Below are 13,870 nucleotides of genomic sequence, written 5' to 3' on the forward strand. Positions count from 1 at the left end.
TTCCTAAAATTAAATGAACCAGACTTCAAAGATGTCCCGCCAATCTTCCGCCCTATTTTTTGCATTTTTACTGCTGTTTCCTTTCCCCGCGATCGCTCAAATCATCCCCGATAATAGCTTGGGTGCAGAAAGTTCGCGCACGGTTGGCGACACGATTAATAACTTACCCTCGGACAGAATAGAAGGCGGTGCAACTCGCGGCGTTAACCTCTTTCACAGTTTACGCGAATTTAACATCCGTGAAGGGCGGGGAGCATATTTTGCGAATCCCAGCGGAATCAACAACATATTCACCCGTGTTACAGGTTCAAACTGCTCAAAGATTTTAGGAACTCTGGGAGTTTTGGGAAACAGTAACTTATTCTTAATTAACCCAAAAGGGATTGTTTTCGGTCCCAATGCGCGGTTAGATTTGCGCGGTTCATTTTTAGCAAGTTCAGCAGATAGCGTAGTTTTTAAGAATGGCTATCAGTTCAGCACCAGCAATCCCCAATTAGTACCGCTGTTAAATGTCAATATACCGATCGGTTTAAATTTTCGAGAAAATCCGGGTAAAATCATTAACAATTCAGTAGCACCAACCTTGAATTTACCACAATTACCCCCAGGAATTCCGCAGATTTTCAATAACATGGGCTTAGCAGTTGCTCCCCGACAAACTATAGCCCTAGTGGGGGGAGATATTGAATTAAATCAGGGAACACTCACTGCATCTACAGGACAAATTTTGCTGGGTAGCGTCGCTAGTCCGGGGATGGTTGGATTGGGGGATACCTCTTTTGGATTAAGTTTAAACTATGACAAAATTGCCAAATTGGGTAATATTGAAGTCACCAACGGCTCACTGATCGATACCAGTGGAATCGGTGGCGGCAAAGTCGATATTCGAGGTGGAAATGTCAACCTCAACGGTGGGCGAATTTATGCACTGACTTTGGGAAATATCGATGGTAGGGGCATCGACATTAACGCCCAACATTTACGGGCCCAAGGTGGGGCGCAAATTTCCACGCTGACAGCCGGAAGTGGCGCGGGAGGTGCTATCAATATCCGCGCTACCGATTCAGTAGAACTGATCGGGATTGGATTTGAGAGCTTTCAAAACTTTGTCAAAAATTATACAATCTCTGGAAGAATCAACCCTTTTGACCCACAGATTCTACTGGAAACTAGCACTGCTGGCATGGGAGATGCGGGAAACATCTTAATCGATACGGGACAACTGCTGATCGACAATGGAACCGTATCGGGTAGCGCTACATTAGGTGCTGGCAACGCCGGAAATATGACCCTCCGTGCCAGGGTTCTCGATCTGGTCGGTTCAGGGATCAACACCGGCACACTCGCGGGGAGTACGGGTAAGGGAGGAAATATCACCTTTGAGGGAGAACGTTTTATCATACGCGATGGCAGTGCGATCGTCAGCACCACTCGCAGTGAAGCACCATCGGGGAATATCAACATTAAAGCTTCGGAATCAGTAGAAGTGCTGCGGACTCCTCCTCGAAGTCCCGTCGCAACCTTGATTGGTGCAACCGCAATCAGCATTAATGGGAAAGCCGGAGACATTTATATCGACACGAAGCGGTTGAGGATCTCTGAAGGGGGCGGAATTAGTTTATCTAGCGGCTCAGTTGTGGGCAACCAACCGTTGAATACAACTGGGGGGCCCGGAGGTAATTTAACAATTAAAGCTACTGAGTCAGTCAGACTAGAGGGTATTTCTGGAGTTTTGGCGAATGGCAGTCGGAATCCTAGTTTCATCTCGGCTGATACCAACTCTGCTGCTCGGGGAGGGAGTATGAACATTTCTACACCTTTAGTAATTCTCCGAGATGGAGGACTTATTTCTACTGCATCTTTAGGCAAAGGAGATGCCGGAAGCATCACGATTGATGCGGGGCGTGTAGAAATTATTGGGAATGGGGGTCAAGGTGAATTTAACAGTCAAATTCAGACTTCCGTTGGGATTGCATCTCGCGTTAGAAATCCCAATGCTACGGCTAACGGAGGTTCGTTGAATCTGAATGTCGGGCAATTGATTCTTCGCAATGGGGGAACACTTAATCTGCAAGCATTGGGTTCAGCACGGGCTGGTAATATTAACGTGAAAGCAGATTCAATTTCCCTTGACAATCAAAGCAGCATTGACGGGAGAACGGAATCAGGCGCCGGAGCAAATATTAACCTTGAAGCACGGGATATTCAGTTGCGCCGAGGGAGCAGAATTACAACTGATGCAAGTATTTCTGATGGTGGCAATATCAACCTTAAAAGCGATATTCTGGTGGCTTTACCCAAGGAAAATAGCGATATTACTGCTAATGCGCGATCGGCCCAAGGTGGTCGCGTTAATATTAATGTCCCTAATGTTTTCGGGTTTACTTCAGTCACTCGCGAACAGGTTCGAGCGAGTTTGGGATTAACAGATGCTCAATTTGCAGCGTTGCAAGTAAGTCCGACATCTTTAATTCCTACCAGCGACATCGCCGCGATTTCCCAAAGTAGCGGCCCGGATTTGCAAGGTACTGTTACATTTAGCACTACTGGTGTCAATCCCGCTCAAGGTTTAGTGGAACTGCCGCAAAATGTTGTCGATCCGGCTGCGTTAATTGCAGCAAATCCCTGCACGCAAGGGGCAGAGAGCGCATTTACTGTCACTGGTAAAGGAGGAGTGCCCGCCAGTCCTAATGATGCCCTCAGCACCGCTCCAGCGCCCTTTCCTTGGGTGGAAGCAGCGGTAGGTGGAAGTGAGCAAATAGAAGACCTCATACCATCCATAGAAGTTCGACCAACAGAAATTATGCCCGCTCAAGGTTGGGTAATGGACGATCGAGGACAAGTAACGCTGGTAGCGTATAATTCACGTGGTGGTGCATCTGTTCGCAGTCCGAAACCGACGGGTGTTTGCGTACCTCGATAGGTAAGCTGTCGCGCATTTAAATTGTAGATTCAGGGCGGGCGGGACGCCCACCCCACAAGACGGGGAATTGTTTTTTAACAGACAATTTAAATGTAGAACAGCTTACTCTTCAGGTTTGAGCTAACCCGTCGCTATTTTCCTAATATTAAATTAACCAGACTTAAAAGATGCCCCGCCAATCTTCCACCCTATTTTTTGCATTCTTACTGCTGTTTCCTTTCCCCGCGATCGCCCAAATCATCCCTGACAGTAGCTTGGGTGCAGAAAGTTCGCGCACTGTTCCCGATACTATCAACAACTTACCCTCAGATAGAATCACTGGCGGTGCAACTCGCGGCGTTAACCTATTTCACAGCTTGCGCGAATTTAACATCCGTGAAGGGCGGGGAGCTTATTTTGAAAATTCCAGCGGAATTACCAACATATTCACCCGCGTTACTGGCCCCAACTCTTCAAATATTTTAGGAACTCTGGGAGTTTTGGGAAACGGCAATTTATTTTTTATTAACCCGAAAGGGATTGTCTTTGGTCCCAATGCTCGGTTAGATTTACGCGGTTCATTTTTAGCATCAACTGCTAGCAGCGTTCTTTTTAAGAATGGCTTTGAATTTAGCAGCAATAACCCCCAAACCGTGCCATTGTTAGCGATTAATATTCCCGTAGGAGTGAGATTTAGAGAAAATCCTGGTACAATTATCAACCAGTCAAAAGCAGTGGGTGAACTGCCGAAATTGCGCCCACTTCCCATACAAATTCCTATTTTGAACAAAGTCGGTTTAGCAGTAGACCCCGGTAAAACATTAGCGTTAATTGGCGGAGATATTCAACTGCAAGGAGGCAATTTAACAGCTTATAGCAGTCAAATTATCCTGGGTAGCGTCAAAAGTCCAGGGGTGGTGCAAGTTGAAGCACTGCCTATAGATTTGAATTTAAACTATGGCACTATTCATAACTTTGGCAATATTGAACTCTCGGATTCAATTATAAATACCAGCGGATTAGAAGGTGGCAGAATAGACATCAGGGGCGGAAACGTCACCCTTAACGGCTCGCGAATTTTGGCGCTGACGCTCGGAAATATTAATGGTAGAGGTATTGACATCAATGCTCAACAGTTGCGAGTAAATAGAGGGTCGCAAATTTCAACCCTAGCGCTAGGAGATGGGGCGGCGGGCAATATTAATATCCGCGCTACTGACTCAGTAGAAATGAGCGGCATTGGATTTGAGAGTTATCAACAGTTTTTACAGAATTATTTGAGATCGGGAACAGGCAATCCTTTAGATCCGCAAATTGTTTTGAGTACTGGTACTCTTGGCAGGGGAGTCGCAGGCGCGATCGCAATTGATACGGGAAGACTGCTGATCCGCAACGGTAGCCTAGTAGGTAGCTCTACATTTGCTAGTGGCAATGGTGGAAATATCACCATCCGTGCCGAGGTTTTCGAGCTAGCTGGCTCTGCGATTAACAGTGGCACACTTGTAGGGAGTACAGGCATCGGCGGAAACATCACCTTTGAGGGCGAAAGGTTGATAGTGCGTGATGGTAGTGCGATCAGCAGCGTTACCCGCAGTAGGGCAGCATCAGGAAATATCAATATTAAAGCGAATGAATCATTAGAAATCTTGCGTACTCCCGCTGGCAGTGTCCTACAAACTATCATAGGTACAAACGCTCTCGGTCAGAATGGAAATGCGGGAAATATTACCATTGATACCAAGAAATTGACTATCTCTGGTGGGGGTGGGATTAGCTCATCGAGTGGTGCAGCAATTGGCACTCAACTATTAAATACAACGGGAGGTTTAGGAGGTAATGTAACCATTAGAGCTAGCGAGTCGATAGAAATAGGAGGTGTTTCTGAAGTTTTGGCGAATGGAAGGCGGAGTATTAGTTTTGTCGCCAGTGATACCTACTCATCGAATCGGGGAGGGGATATCTACATTTCCACACCTATGTTATTGCTACGGAGTGGGGGATTTATTTCGGCTGGTTCTTTGGGTATAGCAGATGCCGCTAACGTCACCATTGATGCCCAAAAAGTGGAACTTATTGGTAAGGAGAATCCGGGTGAATTTAGCAGTGCTATTCAGGCTTCCGTTGGCTTTTTACACCAGTTAAGGAATCCCAATGCTACGGCGAATGCGGGTTCGTTGAATCTGAATGTTAACCAATTGAGGCTGCGGGATGGCGCAACGGTTAATGTTCAGGCATTAGGAATGGGGCAGGCTGGTAATATTAATGTTGTAGCTGACTCAATTGCTCTGGAAAATAAAGCCAGTATCAATGCTTCTACTGACTCTGGCGGCGGGGGAAATGTTAACATCAGGGCGCAAGACATTCAGTTGCGGCGCGGCAGTCGAATCACCACGGATGCAGGTATTTCGGAAGGCGGTAATATTAGAATTAATAGCGATATTTTGGTAGCTTTACCGCGAGAGAATAGTGATATTACAGCTAATGCTCGCACAGCTAGGGGCGGACAAGTTACGGTCAATGTACCAAATATCTTTGGCTTTACAAGCCTTAACCGCGAACAAGCCAGGAGTAATTTACGACTGACTGATCCTCAATTTGCAGCGTTGCGAGTAAGTCCTACTTCTCTAATTCCCACTAGCGATATTGCGGCGATTTCCCAAAGTAGCGGCCCGGCTTTGCAAGGTACTGTTACATTTAGCACTACTGGCGTCAATCCCGCTCAAGGTTTAGTGGAACTGCCGCAAAATGTTGTCGATCCGGCTGCGTTAATTGCGGCAAATCCCTGCACGCAAGAGGCAGGGAGCGCATTTACCGTCACTGGGAAAGGAGGAGTGCCACCGAGTCCTAATGATGCCCTCAGCAGCCCTCTATCGCCCTTGCCTTGGGTAGAAGAGGCAGGAAGAAATGCAACGAGTAATGTAGAGGATTTAACCGATGTAACCAATAGAGGGAAGAAGGAAGAAGGAGAAATCCCCGATCGGGAAGTTGTTCCGGCCCAAGGTTGGGTGGTGAATGGGAAAGGGGAGGTGACGCTTGTTGGATACAATGCGGGTAATGCTGCGGACTCTCGCAATCCTCGACCGAGTTCTGTTTGTGTGCCGCGTTGAAATTAGGTTGTTTTTGACCGCCGATGTAGGCGGATTAACGTAGATTAACGCAGATCAAGAATAAGATGTATTTGGGTTAATTGGTATGTGTGTCTGCGGTTGTAATTTTATTTTCTAAATATGAAGTTTACCCGATCGCTCCGGCAAGTAATTCTGTTATTTGTGATTTCCTGTCTGCTAGCAGTTGCGATTCCTCCCGGAGTTGCTCAGGTTAATCCACCACCAGCGGTTCAGCTTGTCCGACAAGCTCGAACTCTTTACCGAGAGGAACGTTTTTCGGAAGCTGTACCGCTGTTGCAGAAAGCGGCGGCGCAGTTTGAGGCAAAAGGTGAAAATCTCGATCGCGCCACAGCTTTGAGCAATTTAGCTGCAACCTACGGGCAGTTGGCGCTTTGGGAAGAAGCAGAAAAAGCTGTAAATTCCAGTTTGTCTGTTGTGCGAACACAGGCAAAAACTCCCGAACAGCAGCGGATTTTGGCTGAAACTCTCAACATTCAAGGACAGTTGCAACTCGAACGCGGTCAGACTCAAGATGCGATCGATATTTGGACTCAAGCTGCTAAAATTTTTGAGCAAATTGATAGAAAACCCCAACTTCTTCAAGTTCAAATTAATCAAAGTCGGGCTTGGGAAATTCTCGGACTTTATCCCAGAGCTTGCAAAATGCTGTTAGCTTCTTTCAAGCTGGAAAACCAAACTTGCGAAGTTTCGGCAGGGAGTTTGGAAATTATGAAAAATCAGCCAGTTTCTCTCGAACAAGTCCGGGCAATTCATGCTTTAGGGCGGGTACTGCGGGTTTTGGGACAACTGGAACGATCGCAGGATGTGCTGTCGGTTGGACTCGAAGCAGCCCAAAAATTAGGTTCCCGACCAGAGGAGGCTGCAATTTATCTCAATCTGGGCAATACGGTACGGGCTAAAAGCAATAAACCGGGTTTGACACCAGAACAGCGCGGTGATTGGGAACGCTTTGCCCTAGAGTATTATGCTCGATCTGCCCAGGCGATGCCGGAGCGATCGCTCCTACAAATTCAGGCAAAGTTAAACCAATTGAGTTTGTTGGTCGATCGCAAAGATTGGTCTGAGGCAGAAGCTTTGTGGCGTTCCATCGAACCTCAAGTCGCTCAATTTGGGTCGAATCGCGCTGGACTTTACGCTCAAATTAATCTAGCTCAAAGCTTGATGAAATTAGCTCAATCGCCAGCGAAAACTTTGAGTTTAAGGGAGATTGACACAATGCTCGATCGCTCTGTCGAACCAGCAAACAGTTTGGGCGACAAACGAATACAAGCTTATATTCTGGCAGCTAAAGGCAAACTATCGGAAATCCAACAGCAGTATCAGACTGCGGAAAATATCACAATTCAGGCTTTGAGTTTAGCACCGGCGTTTCAATCTCCCGATATTGCTTACCAATTGTTTTGGCAACTGGGACGGATTCGGAAAGCTCAGGGGAATACAGAAGGGGCGATCGCTCAATATACTCAAGCTGTGAATGTACTTTCTTCTTTGCGGGGCGATTTGGTGACAGTCAATCCCGAAGTCCAATTTTCGTTTCGGGAAAGTGCCGAACCGGTTTATCGGGAATTAGTCGGGCTGCTTTTGCAAGAGGAATCTCCCAGTCAAGCTAAGTTGAAACTAGCGCGCCAAACGGTGGAATCTTTGCAGTTGGCGGAATTGGACAACTTTTTTCGGGATGCTTGCGCTGATGCTAAACCAAAGTCGATCGAGGAAATCGATCCGACAGCGGCGGTGATTTATCCGATTATTTTGAGCGATCGTTTGGAGGTAATTTTGTCAATTCCCGGCAAACCCCTGCGCCGCTACGCTACGAAGAAGTCTCAAGCCGAGTTGGAAACTGCCTTCAGACAAGCCAAAAATACCATCCGGCCTGCATCTTTCCCGCGCAACAGGAGGCAACCAGTTGAACAGGTTTATGACTGGTTAATCCGCCCCGCAGAGGCGGATTTGACCGCTGCTGGGATTAAAACCCTGGTATTTGTGCTCGACGGTTATTTGCGAAATCTGCCGATGGCGGTGCTCCACGACGGTGAAAAGTTTTTAGTAGAAAAATACAGTATTGCTTTGGCGCCGGGATTGCAACTGCTAGCACCGAAACCGCTGAACAAAGTCAAGTTAAAAGTGCTCACCGCTGCCCTCTCCGAAGCGCGTCAAGGCTTCTCGGCTTTGCCGGGGGTGAAGGAGGAAGTTGAACAAATTGCAGCCGAGATGCCGGCGAGTTCGCTGCTGAATGAAGATTTTGTCAGCGGGCGGTTGCAAGATCGAATTAAAGCGGTGTCTTACCCGATCGTCCATTTGGCAACTCACGGTCAGTTTAGCTCGAACGCGGCGGATACTTTTATTGTGACTTGGGATCAGAAAGTGAATGTTAAGGAGTTCGATCGACTCCTGCGAGCCCGCACTGGTGAGAGACAACAGGCGATCGAACTTTTGGTTTTGAGTGCTTGCGAAACTGCTTCGGGCGATAACCGCGCGGCTTTGGGTTTGGCCGGGGCCGCAATTCGATCGGGTGCCCGCAGCACCGCCGCCACCCTTTGGCAAGTCAACGACGAATCTACAGCTATCTTTATGACTGAGTTTTACCGGCAGCTTGCTTCTTCTAAAACCAGCAAAGCTGAAGCCCTCCGCAACGCTCAATTAACCCTGCTGAAAAACCAACAGTATCAGAACCCGTATTTCTGGGCACCTTTCGTGCTAGTGGGCAATTGGCAGTAATTTCAGATCGGGCATCGGGCATCGGGCTGGCAGACAACAGTCAACAGACAACAGACAACAGACAACTGACTCAAATGCAGTTGGTTTTTTGTTAAAGTTTGTAAACTGTTAAGAGTGCTTTTTGCATCTAATATTTTTTCGAGGAGTCCCATGAAGCAACTTTTGATTGCTGAGCGCTTTTGCCTGATTGCCCACGTCTTGTCAATGGCTTTTGGATTGGCAGGGTTGCTGCTGATTTTACCCCGTCCCGAATTGGTGATGAGTTTGCCACCAGCAGGGCAAACGCTATTCCAGTGGGGGATGGCTGGGGGTGGAGTAGTTTATATCATCTTTGGTGCTGCAGCGGTTGCTCTCTATGCCTTGCGGACGTTGGGTTTGGGTGCAACTCTGGCTTTTTTACTGCCTTCTGTTTTTTTGTCCTTGAGTAGCGAGTTGTTGGGAACGAGTACGGGTTTTCCCTTCGGCCACTACCACTATTTGAGCGGTTTGGGTTACAAAATTGCAGGGCTGGTTCCGTTTACAATTCCCCTCTCGTGGTTTTATCTGGGACTGGTTTCCTATTTAATTGCTCGCGCTGGAGTAGCTGGCGGTAAAAGTGAACTCAACTGGGTGCGCCAAGTAGGGGCGATCGCCCTTGGTGCTTTGCTGCTAACAGCTTGGGATTTTGTACTAGATCCGGCGATGAGTCAAACTTCTGTGCCTTTTTGGGAGTTTGAGGAACTTGGGGCTTTCTTTGGGATGCCTTACCGCAATTTGGCCGGCTGGATGGGTACGGGGGCGCTATTTATGTCTGTAGCAGCTTTCTTGTGGAGAAAAACCCCGATTAAATTAGAGCGATCGGAATTGGGTTTGCCCTTAATTGTTTATTTGGTAAACTTTGCTTTCGGAGCAATTATCACTGTAACTTCGTTGGATTCTCGGTTCTGGTTCCCGACATCGCTAGCGGTGCTTCTGGGCGTAGTTCCGGCGATCGCGTTAAGCTGGATCGCTAAACCCGCAGCAGGTGACGTAACCGAAACAATGCCGTCTTTGGATACATCTGTTATCGCGGCTGAAATTCCACCTCAGCCCGTGGGCGTTTTGCGTAAGTGAGTTGCTAGCAAGTAACTGTGGCTGATTTAGCAAAAATTTACACTAAATTTTGAGCTAGTTTAAAAACCCGGTTTCTACAAGGAACCGGGTTTTTCAGCGGCGATTTTTTCATTCGCAATTCCTGTAATATGTTTGAGGTCAAAATTTGATTAAATTTTTCAAATTGATATTAGTTACCAAAAAATGAACTGTAAATAAGCTCCCCACCTATATCCAGTCAGTCATTCCCAATTCTTCAATTCTTTAATAGTATGGTTTTGCCGATCGCCCCTCACGTGTTCTCCCAACCGCTGACAACTATCATCCCTGTCGCACTTCTGCTGCTGCAATTGCCCGCTGCAGTCATTCTGATGTCGCGCTTAATTAAAGGCCCATCGCGCATCCCGCCCCTGGAACCCGATGCGCCGACGTTGGATTTGTTAGGTGCTTGTACTGCGGTAGTACCGACTTTGAACGAAGCCGATCGCATTTCGCCTTGTTTGGAAGGATTAACCAGCCAAAGTTACGAACTCCGAGAAGTAATTGTGGTTGACAGCTATTCGGTAGACGGAACCGGAGATTTAGTCAAAGCAGCCGCACAAAAAGACCCCCGGTTTCGCTTGATTAACGACGATCCGCTGCCTGCAGGTTGGGTAGGGCGTCCCTGGGCACTGAATGCAGGTTTTTTGGCAAGTTCCGAGAAGTGCGAGTGGATTTTGGGGATAGATGCCGATACTGTGCCGCATCCGGGTTTGATTGCGAGTTTACTCAAAACGGCGAAAGCTGGAAATTACGATTTGATTTCGCTGTCGCCGCAGTTTATCCTCAAGTATCCGGGGGAGTTGTGGCTGCAACCTGCTTTGTTAATGACTTTGGTTTATCGGTTCGGGCCGACGGGGACTGGCGGGGATGTGCCGGAACGGGTGATGGCGAACGGTCAGTGTTTCTTGTGCAGGCGCGAGGTTTTGGTGGCATTAGGGGGCTATGAGGTCGCGAGGGGTTCTTTTTGCGATGATGTGACTCTGGCTCGCTATGCGGCTGCTAAGGGCTTTAAGGTGGGCTTTTTGGACGGGGCTAAGGTGTTGAAGGTGCGGATGTATGAGGGGGCGATCGAGACTTGGAATGAATGGGGTCGATCGCTCGATTTGAAAGATGCTGCTTCTGGCGGTCAAATCTGGGGCGATTTGTGGCTGTTGCTGGCGGTTCAAGGTTTGCCCGTGCCGATTATATTTTGCTATTTGCTGTTTGGTTCGCTGCCGCCGGTTGGTGTATTTCCGCACTTTTGGCTGTTGGGATTGAATGTATTTTTGGTTGCAGTGCGATCGGCTTTGTGTTTTGCGATCGCACCTTCCTACGATACAACTGGGGCATCGGGTAAATGGCTGTTTTGGCTGTCACCTTTGGCCGATCCGCTGGCGTTTTTGCGAATTCTCATTTCTGCGTTGAATCAGCCTACTCAGTGGCGCGGCCGGAAGTATGAATAAGGATTAAATTTTGGCTAGATTTTTTAAAAAACGAAAATAGGTGCGATCGCTTTGACAACGAACAACCCAAGCCCTGAAAACATCCTCGCTCAGTTAACATTCATCAGCCTGGGAATCTATAACGTATTGATGTCATTGCTCGCGGAGATTGTTAGCTGGCGCGCCCTCTTAGAACAACAATCGCAGCATCTGTTTTTCATGGGTTCTGCGTTTAGGATTTGGAGATTGAGTTGACAAGCTGTACCGCATTTAAATTGGATATTTCAATGCCGTATCAAAATTCATCCCATCCCCGCATCCACTTAACGCGCCACCTGTCGCATATACTCCCCCCACAACTGAGCAGCATTTGCACTACCTCCGGCAGTCGGAGAATTATCATCATTTCCCAACCAAACTCCTGTTACCAGTTGCTGACTCGGAATATAACCGACAAACCACAAATCTCTATTATCATTAGTTGTGCCTGTTTTTCCAGCTTCTCCCAACCCCAAAGCAGCACTGCTACCCGTACCTCCCCGCACCACACCTTGCAGCATATCAGTCATCGTATCCGCTACGGCTTCAGAGACTAACTGCCGATTGGCAATGCCATCTTTTTGATAGTCATAAATCACCCGACAACTGTTAAAATTATTTCTATCTTTGCAATCGCTACTGTCAATAATTCGCTTAATTACGTGGGGACGATTTCCCAAACCCCGATTTGCCAAAACCCCGAAAGCACCAGTTAATTGCAACACATTAACTTCACTTTCACCTAATACTAAACCCGGGTTAGAATGCAGTTCAGAAGTAATCCCCAAACGTCTAGCCATTTGCACTACATTGTCTAAACCGACATCCTGTGCTACTCTCAAAGCAACTGCATTTTCCGACTGTGCTAAACCCCGATACATATCAGCACTGCCGCTGGTTCTCTCGCAGCCGCTGTAAGTTTGTCCGCCCCAGGAAAGGGGAGCGCAAGAATAAGTTTTATCGGCTGAGATTCCCCGTTCCAGGGCGGCTGCATAGGTGAAAATCTTAAATGTAGAACCGGGCTGTCTCAAAGCTTGAGTAGCCCGATTAAACTGACTTTTCAAATAATCTACGCCCCCAACTAAAGCTAAGACTTCTCCGGTTGCAGTATTGAGAGTTACCACTGCTCCTTGAGAAAAACCTGCACTTGCTCCCGCATTTTCAACAGCATTTCTGAGGGAACTTTCCGCCAACTTTTGCAGCCTGGGGTTCAAACCTGTTTCTACAATAAAATTGCCTTCTCTGGCTAACTGCTCCCCCAGCAAAAACTCTAACTCATCAAATACATAACTGTAGAAATAAGGAGCGATCGTACTTTGCAAAAATTCGCGAGCTTTGGGATTTATCTCAATTCGCGATCGCCTCGCGCGATCGGCTTCTTCCTGAGAAACCGTCCCCATAGCCCGCATCCGTTCGATTACTCGATCGCGGTACTGCACCGCCAACTGATAATTTTGAATTGGATTAAAACTGTTTGGCGCCGGCAAAATTCCCGCCAAAGTTGCCGCCTCTGACAAAGTTAAATCCTTCGCCGACTTGCCAAAATAAAACCGAGACGCATCCTCAAAACCGTAAAGGTCAATTCCTAAAAACACGCGATTCAAATAAGTCAGCAACAGCTCATCTTTGCTGTAATAATTCTCCAGTTTCAGGGCAACTACAGCTTCCCGCAACTTGCGTCCGGCCGAATCTTGAGTTCCCACATAATCTCGAAACAAACTCCTCGCTAACTGCTGCGTCACAGTGCTGCCGCCTTCCCGAATTCCTCCCCCGCGAACATTGGTCAACAGCGCGCGCAAAACTCCGATCGGATCTACCCCCAAATGCCAATTGTACCGGCTGTCTTCCGAAGCAAGTACAGCCTTGGATAAATAAGGCGAAAAATCCTGCAATTTTTTTAATTCTAAGTGAGCGTTATTCTGAGGAGGACGCAGAGGAGTTTGCCCGTCGCGGGCGTAAACAATCACGGGGCCATTGATACTTCTGGGCAGAGGCCGCACTTGAAACTTTGTCGATTCCATGCCTACCAACACCGCAATCAAAGCGGTGATGCCGCTGACGCCGTAAAAGCTGTAACGCACAAGTTGCACATACCAAGGTGGCGGATATACATACTGAATTCTGACAGCGGCGGCTAGTTCCGGTGGCCCTAAAGTAAACACGTCTCCGTGACGCAGGGACATAGTTTTAACTCGCCTTTTGCCATTGTAAATGCCGTTTGTGGAGTCTTCATCTTTGATGACAAAAGGAGTTCGCCGCCGAGTATCGCGCGACAGGGATAAGTGCACGTGACTGACCACGGGATTGCGAACTACAATATCTGAAGATTTGGAAGATCGACCTAATAAATATCGATCGCCCAACAGCGGATAAACCTCAGCTTTAGCTGCACCGGCATCCTGTACCCACAGTTCGGGTACTTTGGCGTTTGGTTTCAGCGCTAGCTGGTTAAAATTAACCTTGGCAATAGTCTGGACTGCTTGGGTAATCGCACCCAAGACGGTTTGAGGTTTGCGGGGCGGCGGCGGTGGGGTCATATTTCGCTGTGCACT

General features: G+C 47.8%; 6 protein-coding genes. 5 read left to right on the forward strand and 1 reads right to left on the reverse strand.

What is annotated here, in order from left to right; all coding sequences use genetic code 11:
• Positions 1 to 31: 31 nt before the first annotated feature.
• The 5 genes from QUA45_RS20500 to cruG all read left to right on the forward strand — a co-directional run bounded on the left by QUA45_RS20500 (position 32) and on the right by cruG (position 11,300).
• Positions 32 to 2,923, forward strand: a complete 2,892-nt coding sequence (locus tag QUA45_RS20500) for a two-partner secretion domain-containing protein (protein ID WP_333221986.1) — start codon at positions 32 to 34, stop codon at positions 2,921 to 2,923.
• A 167-nt stretch (positions 2,924 to 3,090) separates the two neighbouring features.
• Positions 3,091 to 6,009, forward strand: a complete 2,919-nt coding sequence (locus QUA45_RS20505; protein WP_333221982.1) for an S-layer family protein — start codon at positions 3,091 to 3,093, stop codon at positions 6,007 to 6,009.
• Between the two features lie 120 nt (positions 6,010 to 6,129).
• Positions 6,130 to 8,745, forward strand: coding sequence for a CHAT domain-containing protein (locus QUA45_RS20510; protein WP_333221983.1), 2,616 nt, complete (start codon positions 6,130 to 6,132; stop codon positions 8,743 to 8,745).
• A gap of 150 nt (positions 8,746 to 8,895) precedes the next feature.
• The gene (gene cruF, locus QUA45_RS20515) at positions 8,896 to 9,837 is read left to right on the forward strand and encodes a gamma-carotene 1'-hydroxylase CruF (RefSeq protein WP_333099259.1); all 942 of its coding nucleotides are present in this window, start codon (positions 8,896 to 8,898) and stop codon (positions 9,835 to 9,837) included.
• Positions 9,838 to 10,088: 251 nt separating this feature from the next.
• On the forward strand, positions 10,089 to 11,300 hold the full coding sequence (cruG, locus tag QUA45_RS20520) for a 2'-O-glycosyltransferase CruG (RefSeq protein WP_333099260.1): 1,212 nt from the start codon (positions 10,089 to 10,091) through the stop codon (positions 11,298 to 11,300).
• Positions 11,301 to 11,602: 302 nt separating this feature from the next.
• Here cruG and QUA45_RS20525 read toward each other — a convergent pair whose 3' ends face one another.
• Positions 11,603 to 13,855 (reverse strand): transglycosylase domain-containing protein, encoded by a 2,253-nt coding sequence (locus QUA45_RS20525; RefSeq protein ID WP_333221987.1) that lies wholly within the window; start codon positions 13,853 to 13,855, stop codon positions 11,603 to 11,605.
• Positions 13,856 to 13,870: the final 15 nt, after the last annotated feature.

It is taken from the genome of Microcoleus sp. Pol12A5, from assembly GCF_036701435.1.
Classification (GTDB): Bacteria; Cyanobacteriota; Cyanobacteriia; order Cyanobacteriales; family Microcoleaceae; genus Microcoleus.

What these genes read in the sequence shown, in the direction of transcription:
- QUA45_RS20525 (WP_333221987.1), bottom strand. Translation starts at nt 13,855, where the DNA reads ATGACCCCACCGCCGCCGCCCCGCAAACCTCAAACCGTCTTGGGTGCG.
- cruF (WP_333099259.1), top strand. Translation starts at nt 8,896, where the DNA reads ATGAAGCAACTTTTGATTGCTGAGCGCTTTTGCCTGATTGCCCACGTC.
- QUA45_RS20510 (WP_333221983.1), top strand. Translation starts at nt 6,130, where the DNA reads ATGAAGTTTACCCGATCGCTCCGGCAAGTAATTCTGTTATTTGTGATT.
- QUA45_RS20500 (WP_333221986.1), top strand. Translation starts at nt 32, where the DNA reads ATGTCCCGCCAATCTTCCGCCCTATTTTTTGCATTTTTACTGCTGTTT.
- QUA45_RS20505 (WP_333221982.1), top strand. Translation starts at nt 3,091, where the DNA reads ATGCCCCGCCAATCTTCCACCCTATTTTTTGCATTCTTACTGCTGTTT.
- cruG (WP_333099260.1), top strand. Translation starts at nt 10,089, where the DNA reads ATGGTTTTGCCGATCGCCCCTCACGTGTTCTCCCAACCGCTGACAACT.